Origin of the sequence: Mesorhizobium sp. AR07, from assembly GCF_024746815.1 — a bacterium.
GTDB lineage: Bacteria > Pseudomonadota > Alphaproteobacteria > Rhizobiales > Rhizobiaceae > Mesorhizobium.
The window spans coordinates 6212039-6234728 of the sequence record NZ_CP080525.1; the positions used below are offsets into that span (position 1 = coordinate 6212039).

The following is a 22690-nucleotide window of genomic DNA, read 5'->3' on the forward strand; positions in this document are numbered from 1 at the left end:
GCAAGCCGTGTTGGCAATACGGCCTTTGCCGCTGGCTACCGCTTTTTCGCCTTTTCCAGAACCGTTTCGTCCATTGTCAGCGCGTAGCGCGTGAAGTCGCGGTTCTCGGCCGGCAGCGGTGCGATTTCCATGACCCCGCTGGCCGGCTCGAAGATGATCATCGCCACCGTTGCCGAGAGGTTGCCGCCTTCCTTGCGGAGTGCCGGCCGGCAGACGCTGAGCGGCGCGGCGAAATCGTCGAACAGCGCCTGCTTGAGGTCATCGACGGTGATGTCGCCATGCCGCGCGGTGAGATGCCGGCGCACCCGATAGTCGCGATAAAGGCTGTCCGGCACGTCGCTCAGGCCAGTCTCGCGCAGCTTCGACAGGGCGACCGGGCTCTGCCAGTGATTGGCGTGCACGATCAGATCGTTGTCGGGATAGATCGGGAAGGCTTCGTCCGGCGCGCATTCGAAGTCGACCGCGAACCCCTCGGCCGTGCTCAGGATCATGTTGTTGGAGCCGGATTTTTGCGTCGTCGCCACCACCTTAATGGCATGGGCGAAATGCCGCGCCTCCAGCGCGCGGCGACGGATGAAGGGCAGGGGAATGCCGATCTCGCGGTAGTCGCGATCCGATTCCAGATAGTTGGCGGTGATGCCGATACCGGCCGAGTTGAAGCCGCTGCGCGCCAGTCCGCCGGCCTCGGTGAAGGTGAGGAGGTCAGGCCCATCGCTGCGCCGCACACGCAGGACAATCGAGGTCTCGGCGCATTCGGCGCGCCAGTCCCAGTTCTGGCCATGGATCAGCCGGCCGGCCTTCGTCGCCTCCGGCAGGATCACGGCACCCGTGCAGCCATCCGGCTCGTCGTCGGAAATGCCCTTCTCGCGCTTGGCCAGTTGCAGGATTTCGGTGCGGGCGTTGACCAGCAGGATCGAGGAGAGGCCGACATTGGCGCCGGCGGCGATCCCTTCCATTTCCTCGACAAGGTCGGGCGCCCATTGCCGAAGGCGGGGCAGGAATATGCCGCTGAAGCGCTCGACATCGCTCTCGCCGAAGCCGAATTTGTCAAGCTGCGCGGCATACAAAGCCACGGAGGCATGGATGCGCCCGCGCGCCTGTTCGCCGTACGCCTTGCCGCGCTCAGAAGGTGTTCCGCTCACATCGACAAGCGGAAATGGCATAACTGCGATCATGGAAGGGGCCCTCGAATTTGCTGCTGAGATCGATCGTAGTGCATTCTATGGGCCGAGGCGCTGCTTCGCCAGCACCTGCGCCGAGCGTCTATGCCACGTTGTGCAAAACCATCATCACAAATCTTGACCTCGCGCGCACTTGCACCTCTGGCCGCTCTCTGGCTTTTTGAGCTACCCATCGCAACGGACTGATTCGCGTCATGCCGCTCGATTGCAATGTCCCAAAGGCAATCTGCGGGTGGGTCGTGAAGCGCGCGCAATTGGCGAAGGAGAAGCAGGCATGGCCGAGTTCAAGAAGCCCGAAATCTCCGAGATGAGGCCCAAGATCACCGTTATCGGCGTCGGCGGCGGCGGCGGCAACGCCGTCAACAACATGATCGTGGAGCAGCTTCAGGGGACCGAGTTCATCGCCGCCAACACCGACGCGCAGGCGCTGACCATGTCGAAGGCAACGCGGCTGATCCAGCTTGGCGCTCACGTCACCGAAGGATTGGGCGCCGGATCGCTTCCCGAGATCGGCCGCGCCGCGGCCGAGGAATCGCTCGACGAGATCATGGATCATCTGGCCGGCACGCATATGTGCTTCGTTACCGCCGGAATGGGCGGCGGCACGGGAACCGGCGCTGCGCCGATCATCGCGCAAGCGGCGCGCAAGGCCGGCATCCTGACGGTGGGTGTCGTCACCAAGCCTTTCGCCTTCGAGGGCCGGCGCCGCATGCAGATGGCCGAAGAGGGCATCGAGCGGCTGCGCGAGAGCGCCGACACGGTGATCGTCATCCCCAACCAGAACCTGTTCAGGATCGCCGATGCCAAGACCACCTTCGCCGATGCGTTCGTCATCGCCGACCGGGTGCTTTATTCCGGTGTCAGCTGCATCACCGACCTCATCGTCAAGGAGGGCCTGATCAATCTCGACTTCGCCGACGTCAAATCGGTGATGCGCGACATGGGCCGCGCCATGATGGGAACCGGCGAGGCGTCCGGCGAGGGCAGGGCGATGAAGGCGGCGGAAGCCGCGATCGCCAATCCGCTGCTCGACGAGGTGTCGATGAAGGGCGCCAAGGGCGTCCTGGTCTCGATCTCGGGCGGCAGGGACATGACCTTGTTCGAGGTCGACGAGGCCGCGACCCGTATCCGCGAGGAAGTCTACGAGGACGCCGACATCATCGTCGGCGCGATCTTCGACAAGAGCATGGAAGGCCGATTCAGGGTCTCGGTGGTGGCGACGGGGCTCGACCGTTCGTTTGGGGCAGAGGATGCCGATGCCGGCATTGCGCGCGACCATGTCGGCCAACCGCCAGCGCGGACGCTTCAGTAGCGCGTATTCGATCCGGCCAGCGCCTCTTTCCCTCCTCCCACCAGGGGAGAAGGAAAAATTGCGTCAGACAGCTCAGCCGAACTTCGGATCGAGACTGCCCGACTTGTAGCGCTTGGCCATTTCGGCGACCGGCAGCGGCTTGATCTTCTGCGCGTTGCCGGCGGTGCCGAACTGCTCGAAGCGCTCCTTGCACAGCTTGCGCATCGCGGCCATCGCCGGCGTTAGATATTTGCGCGGGTCGAATTCGCTCGGGTTCTCGGTCAGCACCTTGCGGATCGCGCCGGTCAGCGCCATGCGGTTGTCGGTGTCGATGTTGATCTTCCGCACGCCATGCTTGATGCCGCGCTGGATCTCCTCGACCGGCACGCCCCAGGTCGGCTTCATCTGGCCGCCATATTTGTTGATGATCTCCTGCAGATCCTCCGGCACCGAGGACGAGCCGTGCATGACCAGATGCATGTTCGGCAGCCGGCGGTGGATCTCCTCGATGACGTTCATGGCCAGCACCGCGCCGTCGGGCTTGCGCGAGAATTTGTAGGCGCCGTGGCTGGTGCCCATGGCAACCGCCAGCGCGTCGACATGGGTGTCCTTGACGAACTCAACCGCCTGCACCGGGTCGGTCAAGAGCTGGTCGTGGCTGATCGCGCCTTCGACGCCGTGGCCGTCTTCCTGCTCGCCCCCGCCGCTCTCCAGCGAGCCGAGCACGCCGATCTCGCCTTCCACCGAAACGCCGCCCCAATGCGCCATGTCAACGACGCGCCGCGTGATGCCGGAATTGTAGGTGTAGTCGGCTGGTGTCTTGCCGTCTTCCTTCAGCGATCCGTCCATCATCACCGACGTGAAGCCATACTGGATCGCGGTGACGCAGGTGGCTTCGTTGTTGCCATGGTCGAGATGCATGCAGACCGGGATGTCGGGGTGGATTTCGACCAGCGCGTCGATCAGCTTGGCCAGCACCACGTCATTGGCATAGGCGCGAGCCCCACGGCTCGCCTGCAGAATGACCGGTGATTTGGTCTCTTCGGCGGCCTCCATGATGGCGAGGCCCTGTTCCATGTTGTTCATGTTGAAAGCGGGCACGCCGTAGCCGTATTCGGCGGCGTGGTCGAGCAATTGTCTCAGTGTTATGCGAGCCACCCAATAGTCTCCCGTATCTGGTTTCAAGCGCAACGTCGCGGGCCGGCCGATCGCCGGTCGGCCCGCTGATGCTTCTGGCCGGATTTCAGGTCAACCGCAACCTTCAGAGGCCTTGTCGACCGCAATTCTTGTTGCAGGGCTGAAATCCGGCGGCTTGCTGATCTCAGGCCGCGATCTGTTCCCGCGCCGCCAGGATCTGCACGCAGGCATTGGCCGCTTCCTTGCCCTTGACGGTGAAGTGCTCGAAGAAGAAGCGGTGATGTTCAGCGCTGTCATGATAATTGAGCGGGGTGAGCACCGCCGACAGCACCGGCACACCGGTCGACAGTTGCACGTTCATCATGCCGTCGATGACTGCACTCGCCACGAACTCATGCCGATAGATGCCGCCATTGACGACGAACGCGGTGCCGAGAATCGCGGCATAGCGGCCGGTCCCGGCCAGGGTCTTGGCGTGCAGCGGAATTTCGTAGGCGCCGGGCACATCGAAGACATCGACGGCGAAGCGTTCGCCGCCGAGCGCGGAAAGTTCAGCCTCGAAGGCCTGCACGCACTGGTCGACGATGTCGGCATGCCAGCGCGCGCGAATGACGGCGATGCGGGTCGTTTCATAGTCTTTGTGGGAATGCTGATTCATGGGTCCATCCTTCCGTTTCGAACCAGAATCAGGACGCACGATACGAAATCCGGCCCGCCTGGGCGGTCCGTCTTTCGCTCGTTCTCTTCCATCCGGACTGTAACCGTCGGCTCCGGAATCACACCGGATCTGCTGACCTCTCCGACAACCGGAGAGCGCTCGCGGGCTTGGGCCGAAACCCTTACCGCCGGTGGGGACTTTCACCCCGCCCTGAGAACATTAACGCCGTTTGTATGGAAGGGCAGGGCGCCGCTGTCAACTGGGTGAAAGACTGATCAGGGAAATCGCTCCAGACCAACGACAGGAGACCGTCAATCGCCGAAGTCAGCGCCGCCCCTCATTGCCCTGCCGGGCATTTCTCCCCGTATAGTGACGGGGAGAAAGTAACTGGCCGCAACCTCAGCGCCCTTCTTGCGATGCTGGCGATTGGCGAAACCGTCGATGAGAGTGCCCCTCTCCCCGTCACTATACGGGGAGAGGATGCCGGCAGGCAGGTGAGCAACTGTGTTTGTCAGGGTCGGGCTGGGTTCCACGGTTCGTTGTTTCGGATCATGGCACTGAGGATGGTCAGTATCTTTCGCGCGACGGCGATGAGAGCGACTTTCGGCGCCTTGCCGTTTGCAATGAGGCGCTGATGGAAAGCCTTGAGCACAGGATTGGAGCGACTGGCGGTGAGTGCTGCCATGTAGACCACCCTGCGCACGTCATGACGGCCACCCCAGATGCTGCGCTTGCCTCGGAAAGTGCCGGTGTCGAAGTCGTAGGGCGCGAGGCCGGCAAGGGCTGCGATCTCTCGTCGCGAGGCCTCACCAATCTCGGGAGCCAGAGCAAGCACGGTGTGGCTGAACACTGGGCCGGCACCGCAGAAGGACTGGATCAGGCGATCCCTGGCCGCGAGCGCTGGCTGGCTGGCGACGAGTTCGGCCATCCGTTTGGCAAGCAGAGCGATATCGAGCTCGATGCGCCGCAGCCGCCGGGTGAACATGCGCTTGACCGTCGGCTCGCGTATCTGCTCGAGCTGGTTGGCGAGGCTGACCTTGTCGTCGCTGAGCTGCCTGCGGGCAACGACCAGATCGGCGAGTTGCTCGGCGATTGGGTCACAGCGCACCGGCCGGGTCGGCAGTTCGGCGGTGTAGCGCGCAATCAGCAGCGCATCGATGCGATCGTTCTTGGCCAGCCGGCCAAGGGCGCGGGCATAGTGGCGCAGCTTGTGCGGATTGACGTTCCTGGCCGGCAGGTTCGCCTTGCGCAGCGCCTTGGCCACACCGCGCTCATAGCCGCCGCTCGGCTCCATGCCGATGGCGCGCACATTGCGACCCGTCAGCCACTTGATCAGCTCGGCCCAGCCGTCCTTGTCGTTGTCGAAACGGGCTCGTTCTAGCGTCTGAAACACCGACACATCGAGCCACCACTTGGCGACGTCAATACCGACGTCCTGAACCGTCTCTTCAGCCATCTCCTCAATCCCTTCCTTGTGTGCGGGGGCTTGCCCCTTGCAACTGTTCGGGTTCACAAAGAAGGCGGTCGGGCCCCAGCTCACCTACGGTTTAGGCCACCTGAGGGGCGACGGGCTCTCGACCGCCGCCACGAACCGGAACATCCACCGGTTCGTGGCACCCTCCATTATGCATATTCCAAACACACAAGGGGCGGCGCCAGCGCCCGTAAAAGGTGACGGGCGAATTTGAAGCCTGAAGCGATTGCCCTGAAAGACGGATGGCCAATACAGTCTGTCAATTGGCCGTGCGCCATGCCGCCGCCGAGGCGGCCACCAGCATCAGCAATGCCGCGACCATCGCGCAGGTGGCAAAACCGAAGCTGGCATAAAGCGGCCCGAAGCCGGTGGTGCCGACAAAGACCGCCAGATAGGTCACCGCGCTATTCAGGCCCATGATCGTGCCGCGCCTTGATGGATCGAGCGCCGACAGGCGCATCACCAGGACGTTCAGGCCGAAGTGGTTGGCCAGTCCCCAGACCGCGATCATGGCGATGGTCAGGCCGAAACTGCCGCTGGCCACTGCAATCGCGACATAGACCACTGCGACAAGAAGATAGGCGAAAGGCATGACACGCCGCGCGCCCAGCCAATCGATCACGCCGTCGAGGAGAGCAGCCGTGCCGAAGCCGACGCCATAGGCAAGTGCCGCCCAGCCGTTGGCGCTCACCGGTTTGCCCAATCCGCTGTGCAGGTGATCGCCGAGATAGCCATACACACCGTAGAACGCGGTCATGAAGGCAGCGCAGGCGATCAGCAGCGGCACGATGCCGGGAATGCCGAGCGCCTCCAGTGGCGTAGGCGCCGGGCCGCTCTTCCTGACGTCGCTCAGCGACGTCATCGTGAGGCAGGCCAGGGCAAGCATTGCAAACAGCGCGACCGCTGCGAACACGGCGCGCCAATGCACCAGATCGGCAAGCACGGCCGACAGCGAGACGCCGGCCACCATGCTCAAGGTCCAGCCGGTCAGTACGACGCCGATCGTGCCGCTCTCACGACCCGGCGGCGCGATGGCCGCCGCGCTCGCATAGATCGAAGGCATGGCGATACCGGCAGCGATGCCGGCGACGGACTGGGCCACGACCAGCGCCGCGACCGTCGGCGCCACGGCGCTGGCGACAAGGGCTATCGCCAGCAACAGCAATGCGCCCTGCAGCATCCGGCGGGCGCCGATCCGGTCGATATAGCGTGCCAGGAACAGGGCGCTCGCGGAGGTGCCGAGGCCGAACGCGGCCGCCGCGATCATGACGACCGGCACGCTTGTCTCGAACGACGAGGCCACGGCCGGTGCTATCGGACCCAGCACAAGCGAGTTCGAGCCGATCACGGCGATGCATCCGGTCAGGAGATAGGCGAGAGCCGGGATCGGCGCCTGGGGGTTCGCGGCCAATGGTGCAACTTGATCAGTGTTCGACATAAGATCATAATGGCCGTATTTTATTCAGCATCAATCGGGAGTTTCGATATGGATGAAGAAACAGATAGCATTCTGCGGAACAAGCCTGCGCCCCGTGATGTCGATGCAATCGACCGAAAGATATTAGGCGTCCTGGTCGACGATGCGACGGTCAGTTATGCCGAACTCGGCGAGCGTGGCGGCCTTTCGCCGCCAGCGGCGCATGAGCGCGTCAAGCGCCTGCGGCGCAGCGGCGCCATCCGCAACACCGCGGCCATCATCGATCCCAACGCGGTGCGCAAGCCGCTGCTGGCCTTCGTGCATATCGACACCAAGGGTTGGGGAAAGACCCCGGAACTGATGGCGGTTTCGCAGTATCCGGAAGTCGAGGAAATCCACACCGTCGCCGGCGACACCTGCATGCTGCTCAAGGTCCGCACCGAGGACACCAGAGCGCTCGAAGGGTTGCTGTCGCGCCTTTACGAAACGCCGGGCGTCACCTCGACGCGCAGCTATGTGGTGCTGTCGACCTATCTCGAACGGCCGGTGCAGCCCGGCGTCACCGCGCATTGGCCAACGCCCAAGCACATGGCCAAGCCGCTCTATTAGCGTTGGGTTCGTTAGCCGCGCTCGGGAAACATCGCCTTCAGGCCCTCGCGCGACGCCTTGGCGATGCCGCGTTCGGTGATCAGGCCGGTGACCAGTCGCGCCGGTGTCACGTCAAAGGCCGGGTTTGCCGCGGGCGTCGCCTCGGGCGAGATCCGCACCTGGGCGATCTCGCCGGCGGTGGTCTTGCCCCAGACCAGCGACACCTCGTCGGGGGAGCGCTGCTCGATCGGGATCTCGGCCAGCCCGTCATGCACCGTCCAGTCGATGGTCGGCGACGGCAGCGCGACATAGAACGGCACGCCATTGTCGGCGGCGGCAAGCGCCTTGAGATAGGTGCCGATCTTGTTGCAGACATCGCCATCGGCGGTGGTGCGGTCGGTGCCAACGATGACCATGTCGATCTCGCCACGCTGCATCAGATGGCCGCCGGCATTGTCGACGATCAGCGTGTGCGGCACGCCGTGGCCGGCCATCTCCCAGGCGGTCAGCTGCGCACCCTGGTTGCGCGGCCGCGTCTCGTCGACATAGACGTGGACCGGAATGCCGGCCTCGGTCGCCAGATAGATCGGCGCGGTGGCGGTGCCGTAGTCGACGGTTGCCAGCCAGCCGGCATTGCAGTGGGTCAGGATGTTGACAGGCTCGCCCTTCTGCTTGCCCGCTGCGATCGCCTTGATGATGGCAAGGCCATTCTCGCCAATGGCGCGGTTGAGGCCGACATCCTCATCGGCGATTTCAGCCGCGCGCTGGTACGCGGCTTCGGCGCGTTGTTCTGTTGGCAGCGGCTTGAGGAAGCGCCGCATCCCATCCAGCGCCCAGCGCAGATTGATCGCGGTCGGCCGCGTCTCGTGCAGGGTCTCCCACACGGCATCGAGCGCGGCATCCGACGGATCGTGCGCCATCTGCATGGCGACGCCACAGGCTGCTGTGACGCCGATCAGCGGCGCGCCGCGCACCCACATGTCGCGGATCGCGGTGGCGATGCCGGCCACGCTGCCGATCTTCTCGATGCGGAAGTCATGCGGCAGCCAGCGCTGGTCGATGATCTCCACCGAACGCCCGTCGTCGCTCAGCCAGATGGTGCGATAGTGGCGATCGCCGACGTTCAAATGCTGCTCTCCTGTTCGATCAGCGCGGCCAGGGTATTGACCTCGTCGATGCTGTGGATCTGGCGCCGGTTGACAGCGAGGTGGCGGCCGAATTTCAGCGCCTTCGCCTCACAACTGGCGCGCAAATCCTCATCGGCAATGGTCTCGAAATCGGCATTGTGGGCGAGGCCGAGGATGCGCCGGTGGACCTCGATGCCGGCAAAGCCGAGCAGGTCGGTCCACATCTGGTGCAGCACATGGTCGAGCGCCTGTTCGGCGCCAAGCCTGTCGCCCTGATCCTCGAACAGGCTTTTCTGGTAGAGCATGCCGCTCCGCTCGGTGCGCCAGAGATGCGAGAACTCGGCGCGGAACACGACCCAGGTCTCGACGGTCACCTCGAGCAGATAGGCACGCATGGCGTCGCGCTTTGCCTTCTGCTCGTGGCCGCGCTGCGAGAAGAAGGACATCCAGAAATTGGCGAGCAGCATGCCGACATCGAAGGCCATCGGACCGTAGAAAGCGAACTCCGGATCGATCATTCGGGTCTGGCTGTCGGTGACCATGATCGAGCCGGAATGCAGGTCGCCATGGAGCAGCGTTTCGGCATTGGCGGCGAAGATATGCTTCAGCCGCTGCGCCTCGACCTTGAGATCACGGTCGGCACGCAACTGCGCGACGATACCGTCGAGTTGCGGCGAGGTATGCCGGTTCATCTTGGCGTCGAAATAGGGGTCGGAGAACACCAGGCTCTCTGTGATGTCGCAAAGTTCGACATTGTCGGCGAACAGCGCCAGATCGGCCTTGCGGTCCTTGGCCGCCATATGCAGGTCGGAGCCTCGGAACAGGGTGCGGGCCATGAACAGGCCGATATCCCGGGCAATGTTCGGCAATTGCCGGCCTTCGATCAGCGCCCGCCGCAGGATGATGTGCGGCGACAGATATTCCATGATGATCAGCGCCTGGCCTTCGTCGAAATGGTAGATGGCCGGCACCGAGCCGGGCGCGCGCGCCTGTTGCCGGGTCAGCGCGTGGTATTCGAAGAAGGAGCGCTTGAGCGGCAGCGGCCAGCTGTCCCCGACCAGGCGGACATAGGGCAGGGCCTGCTTGACGACAGCCGCACCGCTGGCGCCCTCGACGATGAACACCAGGTTGAGATTGCCGTCGCCGACCTCGCGGACCTTCCAGGCGCTCGTGTCCTTGCCGATCTTCGCGCGCAACGCTTCGTTGGCGCCAAGGCGGGCCGGGAGCGTCTCGACCGATAGTGCTTCGAACTGCAATTTCCCAGTCATCGTCATCCTCCCGCATATGCACTCCGAACATAACGGAGGCATGGCTGCCGGGCCAAGCTAGGAAGCGATCTGGCAATTGTCAATCGTGTTGACAATTGCCGATGTAGCCCATAGCGTCGTGTCAGGGAGGAACGCATGATCGGCGATGCCGTGTTCCGCGCAGAGGGGCTGAGGAAATCCTTTGGCCGCAACGAGGTGCTTGGTGGCGTCTCGCTTGAACTGCATGCCGGCGAAGTGACCGTGCTGATGGGCGCCAACGGCGCCGGCAAATCCACCCTCGTCAAGATCATCAGCGGCGTCTACGAACGCGGTGGCGGCACCATGGGCCTCGCCGGTCAGGATTTCGTGCCGAACACACCGGCGGAAGCGATCCGCGCCGGCGTCGTCACCGTGCATCAGAACATCAATGATGGTGTCGTCGCCGATCTCGACGTCGCCACCAATTTGACGCTAGACCGGCTGAGCGGCAGCGGCGTCCCGTTCCTGTTCAATCCAGCCCGCGTGCGCCGCGAGGCCAAGGCCGTTGCCGACCGCATGGGCCTGGCCATCGATCTCAAAGCGCGCGTCAGCGATCTTTCGCTGGCCGACCGCCAGATGGTGGCGATTGCGCGGGCCATGGCGCACCAGCCGAAGGTGCTCATTCTGGACGAACCGACCTCCTCATTGTCCAGCGCTGAAGCCGATCGGCTGTTCGCCCTGCTCGACCGGTTGCGCCAGCAAAGCGTGGCGATCCTCTACATCTCGCATCGTATGTCTGACATCAGGCGGTTGGCCGATCGCATCATCTCGATGCGGGACGGGATGATCTCAGGCATTTTCGACAGAAAACCGCTCGACTATGAAGGCGCGGTCAACGCCATGCTCGGCCGCAAGATCCATCTCGACCAGATCGTGGTCAGGGACTCGGCCAACGCCGTCCTCGCGGTCGAAGGCCTGCGCATTGCGCAGGGCGCCAAGCCGATCTCGCTGACGCTCGGCGACGGCGAGGTCGTTGCCATCACCGGCCTCGTCGGCGTCGGCAAGACGGCGCTCGCCGAGACGCTGTTTGGCGTGCGCAGGCCGCTCGCCGGCACCATGACGTTGAATGGCAAACCCTATTCACCGCAATCGGCGGGCGAGGCGATCGCCGCCGGCGTGTTTCTCGTCGCCAAGGACCGCGGCGAAAACGGCATCGTCGGCGGCTTCAATATCCAGGAAAACATCAGCCTGCCGTTTCACAAGCGGATGTCGCGTTTCGCCGTTCTCAGGCGCCGTCTGGAGCGCGCCACCGCGCGCCGGCAGATCGAAGAACTGGGCATCGTCTGCCGCTCCGAGAAGGACGAGATGGCGGCACTTTCCGGCGGCAACCAGCAGAAGGTGATGGTCGCCCGCTGGATGGCGCAGAATGCAAAACTGTTCATTCTCGACGAACCGTTTCAGGGCGTCGATATTTCGGCGAGGCGCGACATCGCCGCCAAGTTGCGAGCAAGCGCCAGTGGCCGCGCGACGATGCTGTTCGTCACCGAACTCGACGAGGCGCTGGAGACGGCCGACCGCATCCTGGTCATGTCCGAGCAGACCATCGTCGGCGAGCACCGCAACGCCGACGTCGATCTCGACCGCCTGCTGGCCGAAGTCGCCGGCGGGCCGCTGCACAGCGCCGCCTGAGTGCGGCGTTGGATAGGAATTGGAATGGAGAGATGATGGGTTCGAGTTGGGTAAAAATCGCAGCGGCGCGCGGGAGCGCTGAATGACGCTGCGCGACCATGCCATCCGCTACGGCTTCATCGTCCTCTTGTTCGGGCTCGTCGCCTATTTCGCGACCGCCGCCGACGGTTTTGTCTCGCCGCAAAGTGCCGTCTTCATCTTCCAGTCGGTCGCCATTACCGGCGTGCTGGCGCTCGGCGTCACCGCGACCTTGGTCGTCGGCGGTTTCGACCTGTCGATCGGCTCGGTCGCCACATCGGCCATGATGGCGGCCGCCTATGTCATGGTGGTGCTGGAGCAGAACGCCTTTATCGCGGTCGTCGTCTGCCTGCTCATCGGCGCCATTGTCGGTCTCATCAATGGCTGGCTGATCGTCTATATGCGCGTGCCCGATCTCCTGGCGACGCTCGGCATGATGTTCCTGCTGGTCGGCCTGCAACGCATCCCGACCGAAGGCCGCTCGATCGCCACCGGCATGACGATGCCGGACGGTTCGGTCGCCAATGGCAAGTTCTCCGATGCCTTCCTGGCGCTCGGTCGCCACCGCTTCGACTTCTTCATCCCGAACCTCATTCCGGTGTCGGTCGTGGTGCTGCTCGTGCTCGCCGCGCTGATCTGGTTCTTCCTCGAATACACGCGGTTCGGCCGCATGATGTATGCCGTCGGCAGCAACGAGCGGGCCGCCGAACTCGCCGGTGCGCCTGTCAAGGCATACAAGATCTGGGCCTACGTCATTTCAGGAGTTTTTGCCTCGATCGGCGGCATTTTGCTCGCCGCCCGACTTGGACGCGGCGATATCGCCTCGGGTAATAATCTGCTGCTCGACGCTGTCGCCGCGGCGCTCATCGGCTACGCGGTGCTCGGCGCCGCCAAGCCGAACGCCTTCGGCACCGCCGTCGGCGCGCTGTTCGTCGGCATCTTGCTGCAGGGCCTGACGATGATGAACGCGCCTTACTACACGCAGGATTTCGTCAAGGGCGTGGTTCTGGTCGTCGCCCTTGTCTTCACCTTTGCCCTTTCGGGCAGGGGCAGGAGGTAGCTTTCGACCGGGACAGGTTTTGGGTTTCAACAAGAGTGGAGGAAACGAAGTGAACATCACAAGAAGACTTCTGGGGAAGGCAGCGCTCGGACTGGCCGGCGCAACCATGCTGATGCAGGTCCCGGCGCTGGCCGCGGACAAGCCGGCGCCGTTCGACAAGCCCGGCGTCAAGATCGCGCTGGTGCGCTATCTCTCGACCGGCGACTTCTTCCAGGCCTATCTCTCCGGCGTCGAGGCGCAGTCGAAGGCGCTCGGCGTCGACCTGCGCGTGCTCGACAGCCGACAGGACGCCGCGCTTCAGTCCGACATGGTCGACCAGGCCATCGCGCTTGGCGTGCAGGGCATCATTATCCAGCACGGCCTGACGGAATCGATGAAGGACGCCGCCCAGCGCGCGGTCGATGCCGGCATCAAGGTTGTGGCTTTCGACGTCAATGTCGAAAACCCCAAGATCCCGCAGATCGAACAATCCGACCGCGACTTGGCTCGCCTGGCCCTCGAACAGGCGGTCAAGGACAATGGCGAGAGCTGGAAGGCCGGCTATGTCTACGTCGCCGGCATCGCGCCGCTCGACCGCCGCAACGAGACCTGGGTCGACGTCAAGAAGAAGCATGCCGGCATCAACGAAGTCGCGATGTTCGGCACGCTCGACAATCCGATCGCCAACTCCGTCGCCAACCAGGCGCGTTCGGTGCTGTCGGCCCATCCCGAGATCAAGGTGATGTTCGCGCCGTATGACGAATTCGCCAAGGGCGTGAAGATCGCCGTCGACGAGGCGGGCCTGAACAAGGGCATCAAGATCTATTCGGCCGATATCTCGACGTCCGACATCGCCGCGATGCGTGAGCCTGACAGCGCCTGGGCGGCGACCGCCGCCACCAACCCGGCCGTCGTCGGCCAGGTCTCGGTGCGTGCGCTGGCACAGCTGCTCGCCGGTGAAGACCCCGGCCACAACGTCGTCGTGCCGCCGACGCTGATCACCCAGAAGGACCTCATCGACAAGGACATCAAGAACATGGAAGACCTGTCGGCCAAGCTGCCGCAGTTCGCCCATGCCGATGTCGCGATGCCGGCCTGGATGCCGAACCCGAACGCGAAGTAGGTTTCGCTCCCGAGGGCCGCTTGCAGCAGCTTGTTGCAGGCGGCCTTTTTGCCGAATATTGGAGCCGGATTGCAGATTCCGTCCCTAAGGTTCGGTTCGTATATGGAAGTGCAGACGGCAATCGAAGAAAACCTGTCCGGCGCCGTCGCTGGAAAATTGTTCCGATGCCCGCAGGCCACCACGGGCGTCGTGGTGTTGGGTGGATCGAGTGGCCGCGTCGATGTTGGGCGCGCGAGGCTCTTTGCAGACGAGGGTACCTCGGCCTTGGCGCTGCGGTGGTTTGGCGGTGAGGGCCAGATTCCCGGAATCTGTGAGATTCCCCTCGAAATGTTCTTCGCGGCAACCGGTTATCTGCTCGAAACGGGATGCCGTCGCATCGTCTATGTCGGTACATCCAAGGGTGCCGAGGCCTCATTGCTTGCGGCCGTCCATGACCAGCGGATCAGCGCCGTGGTCGCCATCAGCCCGTCATCGGTGGTCTGGGGAAATATCGGCGCGGGCCGGGATGGCGTCAGTTGGCCCGAACGATCTTCTTGGTCTCTCAACCGTATCCCCTTGCCGTTTGTGCCGACAGATCCGAACTGGGCACCAGAATACGTGGATGGCCTGGTGGCCTACAGGGGGCTTTTCGAACACTGTTTGAAAATCTCCAAGCGGGAAGCCAAGGCGGCGGCTATCCCCGTTGAGACCGCATCGGCCGAGATTCTGCTTGTCGCGGGTGGCGACGATGCGCTGTGGCCCTCCCTATCGTTCGCGACGGATATCGTCCGACGGCGAGACAAGGCAGGTAAGGTCACACATCTCATCTCGTCGCCGGATGCGGGACACCGCATTCTCTTGCCAGGCGAAAACACACCACGTTCGACAATGCATGCGCACGGCGGCAATGACGAGGCCGATTCAAGGCTGGGCAGAAAGGCTTGGGAAGGCATTCGGGAACTGCTGTAGCTGCCGTTCAGTGTCTGCGCACTTGGCGGCACGTGGTGTCTTCACTCATTGAACAGATCGGAATGGGAGCCGGTGCGGGCAAGCTGCAGTTCGTCGGGGGCCACACGATAGATCAAGAGCCAGTCCGGTTCTATGTGCGCGTCACGATAGCCTTTCCAATCTCCTTTCAGAGGGTGATCTTTATAACTCGCCGGTAACTCATCTTCGGCAATCAGAAGGCCGAGCAGCTCGCGTAATTTACCAAGGTCTTTGCCACGCTTCTCCGCACGTTTCACGTCGCGACGGAATTGCCCGGAGCGAACAGGCGTCAGCACATCAGAGACCCAAATCCTTGAACAGCTCATCGGCCGAGGCGAAACGCTTGCCCTTGCCTTCTTCCAATTCGGCCATGGCCTTTCGAGTGGTTGCGTTAGGCACCTTCACCTGAAAGGGAAATTCCTTGTCGGCAGCGACACGGACCAGCAGCAGGCGGATGGCGTCGGAAATGGACAATCCCATTGCCGCCAGGGCTTCCGTTGCCTGATCCTTTGTCGCCGTATCGATCCGAGCGCGGACCACGGTATCCGTTGCCATTTCGTGACTCCTCTTAGCAAGCCACAATGTAGCTACAGGCGACCAGCTGCGCAAGCCCTTTGGTTCTCGCGCAAACTTATTCGAAAAGTCTGGCTTTCCCGTGGCGCAGTCGCAGCTACCGCAGCGCCGCCGCGATGTTGCCGCCGTCAACCGTCGTCACATCGGCGGTGGTCCGTTCGGCCAGCGCCTGATGCAGGAAGGCCTGCGCCACATCCTGCGCCGTCACTTCCTGGCCGAGCAGATTGCCGGACATGTATTCCTTCTCCGAGACGCCACGCGCGCCCGAACGGCTGGCGATCATGGCGTCGGTCAAAAGACCCGAGCGGATGCGGTCGGCGTTGACGGCGTTGGAGCGGATGCCGTGCGCGCCATAGTCGAGCGCGTATTGCCTGGACAGGAACAGCGTCGCCGCCTTCGGCACGCCATAGGCGCCGAACTTCGGACCCGGATTGACCGCCTGCTTGGAGGTGTTGAACAAAAGCACGCCGCCGGTACCCTGTTCGAGCATGATGCGCACGGCATTCTGCGCCACCGACTGGTGGGCGAAGAAATTGAGTTCGAAACTCCTGCGCAGGAGCGTATCGTCGAGCTCGCCGATCCGGCCTTCCCAGGCAGCACCCGCATTGGACACCAGGATGTCGACGCCGCCGAACACGGCGACCGCTCTGTCGAAGGCGGCGCGCACCTGTGCCGGATCGGTGATATCTGCGGCGACGCCGATTGAGTTGTTACCGGCCTTCTTTGCCGCCTCGGCAGCCTTGTCGGCGTCGAGATCGACGACGACCGCATGCGCGCCATTGTCGGCGAACAGTTTTGCTGTCGCGGCCCCGATTGCGCCGGCGCCGCCGGTGATCAGCACCACCTGGCCGGTCAGCGGCTTCGGCTTGTTGGAGGCGAGCTTGGCCTGTTCCAGCGACCAGTATTCCAGCGGGAACAGGTCGGCCTTGGAGAGAGGATGGAAACGGCCGACCGCCTCGGCGCCACGCACCGCCTCGATCCACATCTCACCGACGTCGGAGGCGATCCTGGCATCCTTCAGCGTGCGGCCATGGCCGAACATGCCGAGGCCCGGCACCAGCGTCAGCCGAGGCATCTGGTCGAGCATGGTGCGCTTGACGTCGTCGAGCGCATCGTTGGTTTCGAAATAGGCTCGATAATCCTTGGCGAAGGCCTCAACGTGATCCTCGATCACGGATTTGTACTCGCCGATCTTGTCGGCATCGGGCGCCGGCAGCGCCATCGGCCCGGTCTTGATGCGGATCGACAAATCGGGGGTCGAAACACCACGTCCGGCATAGTCGGCAATCTCAGCCGAATTGATGAAGTCGACGATTGCGTCCGAGGTGCGGAAGTCGCTGATCATGCGGTCGAAGCGACCTTCGCCGCGTGCCACCGCGACGGCGCCGCGCAGCGTCGGCGCAATGGCCGCCGGTGTCGCGAGCTTTGCCGGCAACGCCGCCTTCGCCGCTTGCGGCTTGGCGTTCCCAGCGATGTACGCCTCGGCGACATTCACATAGTGGATCATCCGGTCGTAGGCCTGCCTGGCATCGTCGCCGAAGGTGAAGATGCCATGCTTGTCGAGGATCAGGCCTTCGACCGTCGGATCGGCGTCGAAAATATCGGCCGCCGCCTTGGCGAGGTCGAAGCCGGGCATGATGTAGGGCACATAACCCATCTTCGCGCCGAACACCGTCTTCACCAGCGGCTTGCTGTCCTCTTGGTCGACGATGGCCAGGATGGCGGTCGAATGCGTGTGGTCGACGAATTTGTGCGGCAGGAAGGCATGCAGCAGCGTCTCGACCGAGGGGTTGGGCGATGACGGGTCGATGAGGTTGACGCGTTGCAGCGCAACCATGTCCTCGTCGGCCAGTCTGTTGAGCGCGCGCGCCTTGAGCAGCGGCTTGAGCTTGACCGCCGGCAGGCCCTGCGGCTCGATGACACCCATGTCCCAGCCGCTGCCCTTGACGCACAGCACATCCCATTGGTCGCCGACGAGATCGGTGGCCGTCGTCTTGCAGGACGTGTTACCGCCGCCATGCAGGACCAGTCGTGGCTCGCCGCCAAGCAGCCGGGTCGTGTAGACGCGCAGTGCCAGGTCGCGGCCGACACCCTTCTTTGCATAGTCGGCAACGAGTTTCTCGGCTGCGTCGTCGTTCCACAGGTTCTTCATGTTCGTTTCGTCCGGTTGCTGTCTTTGATGGTGAAACAGGAATGCCGCGACGCTTTGATGACAATGCGCCGGCGGCGGAAATTTGTGCTTTCCTACGAGGCCTTTTCTGTCGTGGCAGCTGCATGATCCAGCAGTCGCTGCGCCATGCGTGCGCCAATCACCAGATGCGTGCAAAGTCCGCCCGCGATCGCCGCCAGCAGCGGTTCGAACTTGCTGTCCTCCTGCACGACCATCAGGCGCCTGGCGATGGCGCGCAGCGAGGCAAGTTCGGCTGAGATCACCCGGCGGTTGTAGCTGCAGTCGAGCACCTTGCCGTCGGCGTCGATGATCTGTCCGGCGATGACGCCGGCAGCGCCTCGGCTGCGCAGCTCCGCCATTTCACTTGCTGTCAGCGCGCCGCATTTGACCAGATGGCTGTCGGCGTCGACCGCGCCGACCGAGTACAGGGCGAGATCGCATTCACCGACGCCGGACAATTGCTCGCGGATCACCGGTTCGGCACGCAGCGCGCGCGCCAGCTCTTCCGTCGACAGCACCAGCGGCGCGTAGAAGTTGAGGCCCTTGGCGTTGAGCCGCCGCGCGATCTCCATCGTGCACTGGTCGGGCCGGTAGGAGTAGGGCGCGCCGAGATTGCCGCACAGCTGCACCACGGTGACATCCTGCAGGTCGGCATAGGACATGATGTCGGCGATGGTGTAGACGGTGCGGCCCCAGGCGACGCCGATGCGATCGCCCTTCTTGACCAGTTCGAGAAAGACGCTGGCCGCCAGAACGGCGATTTCCGTCGAAGGGTCGGCGATGTTTTCCGGGGCGATCCAGACGGCGTCGAGGCTCAGCGCATCCTCGATCTTGCGCGCCAGAACGTCGTCGGTGAAGAGCTGGGTCGAGGTCGAGATGTTGACGATGCCGGTTTCGCGCGCCTTGCGCAGATACATGGCGACCGAGGCGCGGGAAATGTTAAGCTGGCTCGCCACCTGGTCCTGCCGCAGGCCATGCGCATAGTAGAGCCAGGCGGCCTTGTGGATGAGCTGTTCTGCCGGTCGGATCGCCATGCCGTCTCCTCGGCTGACATTATTCACGGCCTTCGACAAAAGTCAAACTTGCTGAATGTATCCCGCATGCGGATCGTAGCGGTTTGGCAGTTTGACGGGGGATGACGCCAGCGCGAGCCTGTGGTTAGAAGTCTTCTATAGGAATGGGAGCACGGGATGGGCAATCCTTACGAGCGGGACCTCGACAAGAACGCGGCCAACCATCAGCCGCTGACGCCGCTCACCTATCTGGAGCGCGCGGCAAAGACCTATCCCGACCATATCGCCATCATCCATGGCCGCCAGCGCATGAACTATCGCACGTTCTGGCAGCGATCGTTGAAGCTTGCCTCGGCCCTTCAGAAGCGCGGCATCGGCAAGGGCGACACCGTCACCGTCATGCTGTCCAACACGCCGCCGATGCTGGAGGCGCATTTCGGCGTGCCGATGACCAAGGCGGTGCTGCATTCGCTCAACACCCGCCTCGATGCGGCGGTCATCGCCTTCCAGCTCGACCATGCCGAGACCAGGATACTGATCGTCGACCGCGAGTTCTCTGGCGTCGTCAAGCAGGCCTTGGAACTGGCCAAGGTCAAGCCGCTGGTCATCGACTATGACGATCCCGACTACGCCGCCGACGCACCCTATCCGAAGGGCGAGCGCATAGGCACGCTCGACTATGAGGACTTCGTCGCTGGCGGCGATGAGGATTTCGCCTGGTCGATGCCCGACGATGAGTGGGACGCCATCTCGCTCAACTACACCTCCGGCACGACAGGCAACCCGAAGGGCGTCGTCTATCACCATCGCGGTGCTGCCCTGATGGCCTACACCAACACCATCCACGCCGGCATGGCCAAGCACGCCGTCTATCTGTGGACCCTGCCGATGTTCCACTGCAATGGCTGGTGCTTCCCGTGGACGCTCGCCGTGCAGGCCGGCACTCATGTCTGCCTGCGCTGGGTGCGGCCGAAGCCGATCTACGACGCCATCGCCGATCAGGGCGTCACCCATCTGTGCGGCGCGCCGGTCGTCATGTCGGTGCTGATCAATGCGAAGGACGAGGACAAGCGCGAATTCCCGCAGACCGTCACCTTCAACACCGCGGCTGCTCCGCCACCGGAAGCCGTGCTGTCCGGCATGGCCGATGCCGGCTTTGCCGTCACCCATCTCTATGGCCTGACCGAGACCTATGGCCCGGCGGTCGTCAACGAATGGCACGGCGAATGGGACGATCTCGAAAAAGGGGAGCGCAGCGCCAAGAAGGCACGGCAGGGCGTGCGCTACGCGGCCCTTGAAGGCCTGACCGTCATGGACCCCGAGACGATGCGGACGACGCCGGCTGATGGCGAGACCATTGGCGAGGTGATGTTCCGCGGCAACATCGTCATGAAGGGCTATCTCAAGAACCGCAAGGCCAGCGACGAGGCCTTTGCCGGCGGCTGGTTCCATTCCGGCGATCTCGGCGTCATGCATGCCGATGGCTACATCCAGCTCAAGGACCGCTCCAAGGACATCATCATCTCCGGCGGCGAGAATATCTCGTCGATCGAGGTCGAGGATGCGCTCTACAAGCACCCTGCGGTTGCCTCCTGCGGTGTCGTTGCCAGACCCGACGACAAATGGGGCGAGGTGCCCATAGCGTATGTCGAGCTGAAGCCTGGCAAGGTGGCGACCGAGGCCGAGATCATCGAGCACTGCCGGGGGCTGCTTGCCCGCTTCAAGGTGCCGAAGGCGGTGATCTTCGCCGAAATCCCGAAGACCTCGACCGGCAAGATCCAAAAATTCCGGCTGCGGGAAATGGCCAAGGTCGCCTGACGTCTCCGACTGCCTCTCGCGAAAATATTTTCAGGGACCCGCATCCTGCGGCCGCGTCGTGACGTCTATTGCATGTCACCAGCTGTCACCAATCGTACAAGTACGTCGAAATCGCATTGACAGGTCGCCTATTTCAATTTACGAGTGATGAAAATCAAAATTCGTCACTCGTTAAACAATAGAGAGCCATGTCCGAAGCCGCCAACATAGTCGCCGATGCCGCCCGACAGGAAAATGTGACGCGCATTCTCGACTGCGCCGAGCGCCTGTTCCGGCACTATGGCTACGGCAAGACCAATGTAGCCGACATCGCCCGCGAACTCGGCATGTCGCCTGCCAACATCTACCGTTTCTTCGCCTCCAAGGTCGAAATCCACCAAGCGGTCTGCGGCCGGATGCTCGGCGCCAGCTACAAGATGGCCTACGAGATTTCGCGTCTGCCGATCAGCGCCGAGGAGCGGCTTCGGCGCTACGTTCATGCGCAATACAAGATGACGATGGAGGTCATGCTCGACGAGCAGAAGGTCCATGAAATGGTCATCGTCGCGCTCGAACGGGATTGGGGCGTCATCGACAAGCATGTCGACGGCATTCACGACCTGTTCGCGGAGGTGATCAGAGACGGCATCGAGGCCGGCGAGTTCAGGGAACAGGATCCGGTGATCGCGTCGCGCTGCTTCGGCGCCGCCACCGTCATCCTGTGCCATCCGCAGATGGTGGCGCAGTGCCTTGCCAAGACCAATCGGGCGATGCCCGACGACCTCATCGATTATGCAATCAAGGCCTTGAAGAAATAGCGCCGCACGTCGGTGCCGGTGTCGACCATTCATCTCCAGTTGGAGTACCAAGATGTCTTTGTCCCGTTCCGTCCTTCGCAAGCTGCCAGCCGCCGGCCTGATCGTCGCGGCGCTCGGGCTTGCCGGCTGCTCGCAGGAGAAAGCCGAAGTCAAGGACATCATCCGCCCAGTCAAGGTCGTCGAGATCGCCCAGGCGCATGACACCCGCACGCTCTCCTATTCCGGGTCGGTGCGCGCCCGCACCGAAAGCGCCCTGGCGTTCCGGGTCAACGGCAAGATCACGCAGCGCCTCGTCGACATTGGTCAGCACGTGGCCTCAGGCGATGTTCTCGCCCGCATCGATCCCGTGGATTACGACCTTTCGGTCAAGAGCGCCCAGGCAGCGCTCGATGCCGCCGAGCGGCAGGTCGAGACGGTCGAGCTTGCCCGCAAGCGCGCCGAGCAGCTTTTTGCCAAGAACTTTGCACCGAAATCGCAACTCGAACAGGCGACGCTGACCTATGACCAGGCGGTTGCCACGCGTGATTCCGCGCGTTCGTCGCTGGACCAGGCCAAGAACCAGGTCGGCTATACCGACCTCAAGGCCGACAGGGATGGCATCGTCACCGCGGTCAGTGCCGATGTCGGCCAGGTGGTCGGCTCCGGTACGCCGGTGGTCACAGTCGCGGTCGACGGCGAAAAGGAAGTGCTGATCGCCGTGCCGGAGATGGAAATCGCCGAATTCAAGCCGGGCAAGGTGGTCAAGGCGGGCTTCTGGTCCGACGATAGACTGGCGCTCGAGGGCAAGGTTCGCGAAGTCGCCGGCAGCGCCGATCCGCAATCGCGCACCTTCGCCGTTCGCGTCAGTTTGCCCAACGATCCGCGCGTTCTCCTCGGCATGACCGCCGGGATCGAGGCGTCGGCGGCCAATGAGCGGCAGCTCGTTTCGATCCCGCTGAGCGCGCTGGCGCAGAAGGACAGCCAGTCGATCGTCTGGACCGTCGATCGCGGCGCCGACACCGTTCATGCCCGTCCGGTCAAGGTCGCCGAGTTCGCCGCCGATGGCGTGCGGGTCGCCGAAGGGTTGAAGCCCGGCGATGTCGTGGTCGCTGCCGGTACGCAGTTCATGACCGAGAACCTGAAGGTGAAGCTCGCGGGTGACACGGTGCTGCAATCCGCCTCCGCGGCAGACAGCGACGCCAGGCAGGTGCGCTGAAGACAGACAACCGGCTGCGCGTTCCCGCGGCCGCTGGTTTCCGGGCGGCAAGCGCCCAGACCGAGGCGCTCGATTGATGCGTCCCCCGCGCATCGATTCTCGCGTCCCACCGCGATGAGTGTTTCTCCGCTCGGAGAGCCTTGCCGCCCGGAAGCCACCACCGAACTCGATCTTGTTGCACTAGACAGAT

At 63.3% G+C, this 22690-nt stretch carries 20 protein-coding genes and 1 riboswitch; of the genes, 9 read left to right on the plus strand and 11 right to left on the minus strand.

The window, feature by feature from the left end; genetic code table 11:
* Window positions 1-35: 35 nt before the first annotated feature.
* Window positions 36-1175: a C45 family autoproteolytic acyltransferase/hydrolase gene (locus BPNPMPFG_RS30625; protein WP_258592284.1), complete on the minus strand. Its 1140-nt coding sequence runs from the start codon at window positions 1173-1175 to the stop codon at window positions 36-38.
* Between the two features lie 280 nt (window positions 1176-1455).
* Between BPNPMPFG_RS30625 and ftsZ the strand changes: the two genes are divergently transcribed.
* Window positions 1456-2493, plus strand: a complete 1038-nt coding sequence (ftsZ, locus tag BPNPMPFG_RS30630) for a cell division protein FtsZ (RefSeq protein ID WP_258592285.1) — start codon at window positions 1456-1458, stop codon at window positions 2491-2493.
* Window positions 2494-2565: 72 nt separating this feature from the next.
* Here the strand turns inward: ftsZ and fba are convergent, their stop codons facing one another.
* The 4 genes from fba to BPNPMPFG_RS30650 form a co-directional block, all read right to left on the minus strand.
* Entirely contained in the window at window positions 2566-3630 is a 1065-nt protein-coding gene (fba, locus tag BPNPMPFG_RS30635; RefSeq protein ID WP_258592286.1) for a class II fructose-bisphosphate aldolase, read from the minus strand.
* Between the two features lie 163 nt (window positions 3631-3793).
* A complete protein-coding gene (locus BPNPMPFG_RS30640; RefSeq protein WP_258592287.1) occupies window positions 3794-4267 on the minus strand; it encodes a 6,7-dimethyl-8-ribityllumazine synthase in 474 nt (157 codons plus the stop codon).
* Window positions 4268-4343: 76 nt separating this feature from the next.
* A riboswitch (FMN riboswitch) is annotated at window positions 4344-4489 on the minus strand.
* 289 nt (window positions 4490-4778) lie between these two features.
* Window positions 4779-5723 (minus strand): IS110 family RNA-guided transposase, encoded by a 945-nt coding sequence (locus BPNPMPFG_RS30645; RefSeq protein ID WP_258590634.1) that lies wholly within the window; start codon window positions 5721-5723, stop codon window positions 4779-4781.
* Window positions 5724-6000: 277 nt separating this feature from the next.
* Window positions 6001-7179, minus strand: a complete 1179-nt coding sequence (locus tag BPNPMPFG_RS30650) for an MFS transporter (protein WP_258592288.1) — start codon at window positions 7177-7179, stop codon at window positions 6001-6003.
* Window positions 7180-7227: 48 nt separating this feature from the next.
* Between BPNPMPFG_RS30650 and BPNPMPFG_RS30655 the strand changes: the two genes are divergently transcribed.
* Complete coding sequence (locus BPNPMPFG_RS30655) at window positions 7228-7767, plus strand: Lrp/AsnC family transcriptional regulator (protein WP_258592289.1); 540 nt, start codon at window positions 7228-7230, stop codon at window positions 7765-7767.
* Window positions 7768-7778: 11 nt separating this feature from the next.
* On the opposite strand, the gene mtnA is transcribed toward BPNPMPFG_RS30655, so the two are convergent.
* Both mtnA and mtnK read right to left on the minus strand, forming a co-directional pair.
* Entirely contained in the window at window positions 7779-8873 is a 1095-nt protein-coding gene (gene mtnA / locus BPNPMPFG_RS30660; protein WP_258592290.1) for an S-methyl-5-thioribose-1-phosphate isomerase, read from the minus strand.
* Window positions 8870-10141: an S-methyl-5-thioribose kinase gene (gene mtnK, locus BPNPMPFG_RS30665; protein ID WP_258592291.1), complete on the minus strand. Its 1272-nt coding sequence runs from the start codon at window positions 10139-10141 to the stop codon at window positions 8870-8872. The genes mtnA and mtnK overlap by 4 nt, the downstream gene beginning before the upstream one ends.
* A gap of 135 nt (window positions 10142-10276) precedes the next feature.
* Between mtnK and BPNPMPFG_RS30670 the strand changes: the two genes are divergently transcribed.
* The 4 genes from BPNPMPFG_RS30670 to BPNPMPFG_RS30685 all read left to right on the plus strand — a co-directional run bounded on the left by BPNPMPFG_RS30670 (window position 10277) and on the right by BPNPMPFG_RS30685 (window position 14916).
* Entirely contained in the window at window positions 10277-11788 is a 1512-nt protein-coding gene (locus BPNPMPFG_RS30670) for a sugar ABC transporter ATP-binding protein (RefSeq protein ID WP_258592292.1), read from the plus strand.
* Window positions 11789-11870: 82 nt separating this feature from the next.
* Window positions 11871-12866: an ABC transporter permease gene (locus BPNPMPFG_RS30675; protein ID WP_258592293.1), complete on the plus strand. Its 996-nt coding sequence runs from the start codon at window positions 11871-11873 to the stop codon at window positions 12864-12866.
* A gap of 49 nt (window positions 12867-12915) precedes the next feature.
* On the plus strand, window positions 12916-13968 hold the full coding sequence (locus BPNPMPFG_RS30680; protein WP_258592294.1) for a substrate-binding domain-containing protein: 1053 nt from the start codon (window positions 12916-12918) through the stop codon (window positions 13966-13968).
* A gap of 102 nt (window positions 13969-14070) precedes the next feature.
* Entirely contained in the window at window positions 14071-14916 is an 846-nt protein-coding gene (locus BPNPMPFG_RS30685) for an acyl-CoA thioester hydrolase/BAAT C-terminal domain-containing protein (protein ID WP_258596996.1), read from the plus strand.
* A gap of 41 nt (window positions 14917-14957) precedes the next feature.
* On the opposite strand, the gene BPNPMPFG_RS30690 is transcribed toward BPNPMPFG_RS30685, so the two are convergent.
* From BPNPMPFG_RS30690 to BPNPMPFG_RS30705, 4 genes are all read right to left on the minus strand, one after another.
* Window positions 14958-15230, minus strand: coding sequence for a type II toxin-antitoxin system YafQ family toxin (locus BPNPMPFG_RS30690; RefSeq protein ID WP_258592295.1), 273 nt, complete (start codon window positions 15228-15230; stop codon window positions 14958-14960).
* A 1-nt stretch (window position 15231) separates the two neighbouring features.
* Window positions 15232-15489 (minus strand): type II toxin-antitoxin system RelB/DinJ family antitoxin, encoded by a 258-nt coding sequence (locus tag BPNPMPFG_RS30695; protein WP_258592296.1) that lies wholly within the window; start codon window positions 15487-15489, stop codon window positions 15232-15234.
* Between the two features lie 115 nt (window positions 15490-15604).
* A complete protein-coding gene (locus BPNPMPFG_RS30700) occupies window positions 15605-17659 on the minus strand; it encodes a bifunctional aldolase/short-chain dehydrogenase (RefSeq protein WP_258592297.1) in 2055 nt (684 codons plus the stop codon).
* 92 nt (window positions 17660-17751) lie between these two features.
* On the minus strand, window positions 17752-18711 hold the full coding sequence (locus BPNPMPFG_RS30705) for a sugar-binding transcriptional regulator (RefSeq protein WP_258592298.1): 960 nt from the start codon (window positions 18709-18711) through the stop codon (window positions 17752-17754).
* Window positions 18712-18867: 156 nt separating this feature from the next.
* Between BPNPMPFG_RS30705 and BPNPMPFG_RS30710 the strand changes: the two genes are divergently transcribed.
* From BPNPMPFG_RS30710 to BPNPMPFG_RS30720, 3 genes are all read left to right on the plus strand, one after another.
* A complete protein-coding gene (locus BPNPMPFG_RS30710) occupies window positions 18868-20508 on the plus strand; it encodes an acyl-CoA synthetase (protein ID WP_258592299.1) in 1641 nt (546 codons plus the stop codon).
* 188 nt (window positions 20509-20696) lie between these two features.
* Window positions 20697-21305 carry a TetR/AcrR family transcriptional regulator gene (locus BPNPMPFG_RS30715; protein ID WP_258592300.1) on the plus strand — a complete coding sequence of 203 codons (609 nt, stop codon included), beginning with the start codon at window positions 20697-20699 and terminating at the stop codon, window positions 21303-21305.
* 52 nt (window positions 21306-21357) lie between these two features.
* Entirely contained in the window at window positions 21358-22500 is a 1143-nt protein-coding gene (locus BPNPMPFG_RS30720) for an efflux RND transporter periplasmic adaptor subunit (protein ID WP_258592301.1), read from the plus strand.
* The last annotated feature ends 190 nt before the right edge of the window (window positions 22501-22690 follow it).

Excerpts from the sequence above, each read along its gene's own strand:
- BPNPMPFG_RS30625 (WP_258592284.1), bottom strand. The coding sequence starts at position 1,175 with ATGATCGCAGTTATGCCATTTCCGCTTGTCGATGTGAGCGGAACACCT.
- ftsZ (WP_258592285.1), top strand. The coding sequence starts at position 1,456 with ATGGCCGAGTTCAAGAAGCCCGAAATCTCCGAGATGAGGCCCAAGATC.
- BPNPMPFG_RS30640 (WP_258592287.1), bottom strand. The coding sequence starts at position 4,267 with ATGAATCAGCATTCCCACAAAGACTATGAAACGACCCGCATCGCCGTC.
- BPNPMPFG_RS30645 (WP_258590634.1), bottom strand. The coding sequence starts at position 5,723 with ATGGCTGAAGAGACGGTTCAGGACGTCGGTATTGACGTCGCCAAGTGG.
- BPNPMPFG_RS30650 (WP_258592288.1), bottom strand. The coding sequence starts at position 7,179 with ATGTCGAACACTGATCAAGTTGCACCATTGGCCGCGAACCCCCAGGCG.
- BPNPMPFG_RS30655 (WP_258592289.1), top strand. The coding sequence starts at position 7,228 with ATGGATGAAGAAACAGATAGCATTCTGCGGAACAAGCCTGCGCCCCGT.
- mtnK (WP_258592291.1), bottom strand. The coding sequence starts at position 10,141 with ATGACTGGGAAATTGCAGTTCGAAGCACTATCGGTCGAGACGCTCCCG.
- BPNPMPFG_RS30670 (WP_258592292.1), top strand. The coding sequence starts at position 10,277 with ATGATCGGCGATGCCGTGTTCCGCGCAGAGGGGCTGAGGAAATCCTTT.
- BPNPMPFG_RS30675 (WP_258592293.1), top strand. The coding sequence starts at position 11,871 with ATGACGCTGCGCGACCATGCCATCCGCTACGGCTTCATCGTCCTCTTG.
- BPNPMPFG_RS30685 (WP_258596996.1), top strand. The coding sequence starts at position 14,071 with ATGGAAGTGCAGACGGCAATCGAAGAAAACCTGTCCGGCGCCGTCGCT.
- BPNPMPFG_RS30695 (WP_258592296.1), bottom strand. The coding sequence starts at position 15,489 with ATGGCAACGGATACCGTGGTCCGCGCTCGGATCGATACGGCGACAAAG.
- BPNPMPFG_RS30700 (WP_258592297.1), bottom strand. The coding sequence starts at position 17,659 with ATGAAGAACCTGTGGAACGACGACGCAGCCGAGAAACTCGTTGCCGAC.
- BPNPMPFG_RS30705 (WP_258592298.1), bottom strand. The coding sequence starts at position 18,711 with ATGGCGATCCGACCGGCAGAACAGCTCATCCACAAGGCCGCCTGGCTC.
- BPNPMPFG_RS30710 (WP_258592299.1), top strand. The coding sequence starts at position 18,868 with ATGGGCAATCCTTACGAGCGGGACCTCGACAAGAACGCGGCCAACCAT.
- BPNPMPFG_RS30715 (WP_258592300.1), top strand. The coding sequence starts at position 20,697 with ATGTCCGAAGCCGCCAACATAGTCGCCGATGCCGCCCGACAGGAAAAT.
- BPNPMPFG_RS30720 (WP_258592301.1), top strand. The coding sequence starts at position 21,358 with ATGTCTTTGTCCCGTTCCGTCCTTCGCAAGCTGCCAGCCGCCGGCCTG.